The 2,737-nt window shown below is 30.5% G+C and carries 3 protein-coding genes; all 3 read right to left on the bottom strand.

Translation table 11 applies throughout. From position 1 onward, the window contains the following. On the bottom strand, positions 1–722 hold a 722-nt coding region (locus tag VK998_RS07645), incomplete at its 3' end, for an ABC transporter permease (RefSeq protein ID WP_325227290.1). Continuing rightward, a complete protein-coding gene (locus tag VK998_RS07650; protein ID WP_325227292.1) occupies positions 716–1,552 on the bottom strand; it encodes an ABC transporter permease in 837 nt (278 codons plus the stop codon). The genes VK998_RS07645 and VK998_RS07650, both read right to left, overlap by 7 nt. Beyond that, positions 1,549–2,598, bottom strand: coding sequence for a spermidine/putrescine ABC transporter ATP-binding protein (gene potA / locus VK998_RS07655; RefSeq protein WP_325227296.1), 1,050 nt, complete (start codon positions 2,596–2,598; stop codon positions 1,549–1,551). The genes VK998_RS07650 and potA overlap by 4 nt, the downstream gene beginning before the upstream one ends. Positions 2,599–2,737 lie beyond the last annotated feature (139 nt).

Consider the following 2,737-nt stretch of genomic DNA (forward strand, 5'->3'; position numbering starts at 1 on the left):
AATCCAACAAACATCAATGTAGATAAAGCGTTAATTATTGGATTGATACCAGTTCTTGCCATAGAAAATATTGTAATGCTTAAATTAGTAACTCCTGCACCTTTGTTAAAAAAACTTATAACAAAATCATCGACAGATAAAGTAAACGCTAATAAAGCACCTGTTACTATCCCAGGCATTATTTCTGGAATAACTACCTTTCTCAATGCATAAAAAGGAGTTGCACCCAAATCCATAGCTGCCTCAGCCAGATGTTTATTCATCTGCTTTAATTTAGGAAGTATGGACAATATAACATAAGGTATACAGAAGGTTATATGGGATAAAAGCATAGTAATAAATCCAAATTCAATCCTTATAAATCTAAATAAAGTCATTAAAGATACAGCAGTTACGATGTCTGGATTTAACACTGGCAAATAATTTAAATTTAAAATAACTCTCTTACTAATACCTGGCATACCGTAAATGCCTATTGCTGCAAAAGTACCTATTACGGTTGAAATAATTGCTGATAATACAGCAATAAGTATAGTATAATATAAAGCTTTAAGTACTTCTGCATTATTAAACAGTTCTATATACCACTTAAAAGTAAATCCACTCCAAGTTCCTCTTGTTTTTGAATTATTAAAAGAAAATACTATTAGCACTATAATAGGTGCATAAAGAAACAAAAATATTAAAAAAGTATATAATCTTCTCAAGGCTTTTCCTACCATAAACCTCCTCCTCCCTCTTTTTGTGAATCGAATTTAGCAGTAATCGTCATAGTTAATAGTATAAAAACCATCATAATTATGGATATAGCCGATCCAAAATGCCAATCTCCAACCCATAAGAATTGTTGTTCTATTAAATTTCCAATGAGCATATATTGCCCACCGCCTAATAACCTAGAGATTACAAAGGTACTAACTGCAGGCATAAAAACCATGGTAATTCCAGTAATTATTCCAGGAATACTTAAAGGGAAAATTACTCTTGAAAACACATTAACTTTATTCGCTCCTAAATCTTCTGCTGCTTCTATTAAACTTTTATCTATCTTAATCAAAACAGAATATATTGGTAGAACCATAAAGGGTAAAAAATTATATACCATTCCTAATAAAACTGCTAAATCGTTATATATTAAATTAAGAGGACTAAATCCTAATTTGGTAACAATATAATTTATGAGACCATTCTTTCCTAATAAAGTCAACCAAGCATAAGTTCTTAATAAAAAATTCATCCACATTGGTATAACAAATAAAAGGATTAAAATATTCCTTCTTTTAGGCTTTTCACGTGCAATAACCATTGCCATTGGATATCCTAATACCAAAGTAATTGCTGTAGATTTCAATGCTAACCTGATTGATATCCAAAATATATCTATATATTTTGGATCCAAAAATCGTTTAAAATTATCTAGAGTAAATTGTAGGTTTTTTATTCCTCCTTCTTCACCAATTGTTAAAGAAAATAATAAAATTAAAGCTAAAGGAACTACTATAAATATGATCATCCATAATATATATGGGTATGAAGTCTGCTTCATCTTCATTCTCCCATCACCCTCTTCATTATATGAATATTTTCTGGTAATACCTTCATCCCTATTTCAGTCCCTACAGGTTTCATTATCGTACTATGAACCATCCATTCTAATTCTCCATCTTTAACAATCATTTCATAATGAACTCCCTTAAATGTTATGGAAGTAACGACTCCCTTTAATAAACCTTCTTCTATAGGCACAATTTCTAAATCTTCAGGTCTAATAACCACATCTATATTTTCCATTTTATTAAAACCTTTATCTACGCATTTGAAAATTCGTCCTCCAAATTCAACAACAAAGTCTTCATGCATGATTCCACAAACAATATTACTTTCTCCAATGAATTTAGCAACAAAGGCATTTTTAGGTTCATTATATATATCAACAGGTGTTCCTATCTGCTGAATTTTTCCTTTGTCCATTACTGCTATAGTATCTGACATGGTCAATGCTTCTTCTTGATCATGGGTTACATATATAAAGGTAATTCCTATTCTTTTTTGCATATTTTTAAGTTCAATTTGCATATCTTTTCTAAGTTTCAAATCGAGAGCTCCTAAAGGTTCGTCCAAAAGCAATACCTTAGGTTCATTTACTAAAGCCCGTGCAATAGCAACCCTTTGCTGCTGCCCACCACTTAAAGAATCAATGGGTCTATTTTCAAATCCTTTTAGATTGACTAATCTTAGCATTTCCTTAACTCTTGTTTTTATTTCGTTTATTGCCGTCTTTTTTATCTTCAAACCAAAGGCTATATTATCAAAAACATTCATATGTGGAAATAATGCATATTTTTGAAATACAGTATTTATCTGCCTTTCATAAGGGGGGAAAGCTGTAATATCTTTTCCTTCAAATATAACTTTTCCGTCTGTTGGTTGTTCAAATCCGCCTATTATCCTTAAAGTTGTTGTTTTGCCACATCCACTAGGTCCTAACAATGTTAAAAATTCATTTTTCCTAATATAAAGGTTAATATTGTCTAGTACTTTAGTTTCACCATATTCTTTTGATATATTTTTTAATTCAATTGTATTTGTTTTATCCATACTCTAAACCCCCTTGTATTATATTAAAAACTTGGTGGTGAACTTACCCATATTAATACCGCTTTAGTTTTCCCCGGATTAGATAGATAATGATTAGAGTTAGCTTTATAATAAAAACTCTCTCCTTTCCTAACCTTAT

Source organism: Schnuerera sp. (assembly GCF_035459645.1).
Classification (GTDB): Bacteria; Bacillota; Clostridia; order Tissierellales; family Tepidimicrobiaceae; genus Schnuerera.

Coding starts and splice junctions, on each gene's coding strand:
- VK998_RS07650 (WP_325227292.1), bottom strand. CDS start 1,552: ATGAAGATGAAGCAGACTTCATACCCATATATATTATGGATGATCATA.
- potA (WP_325227296.1), bottom strand. CDS start 2,598: ATGGATAAAACAAATACAATTGAATTAAAAAATATATCAAAAGAATAT.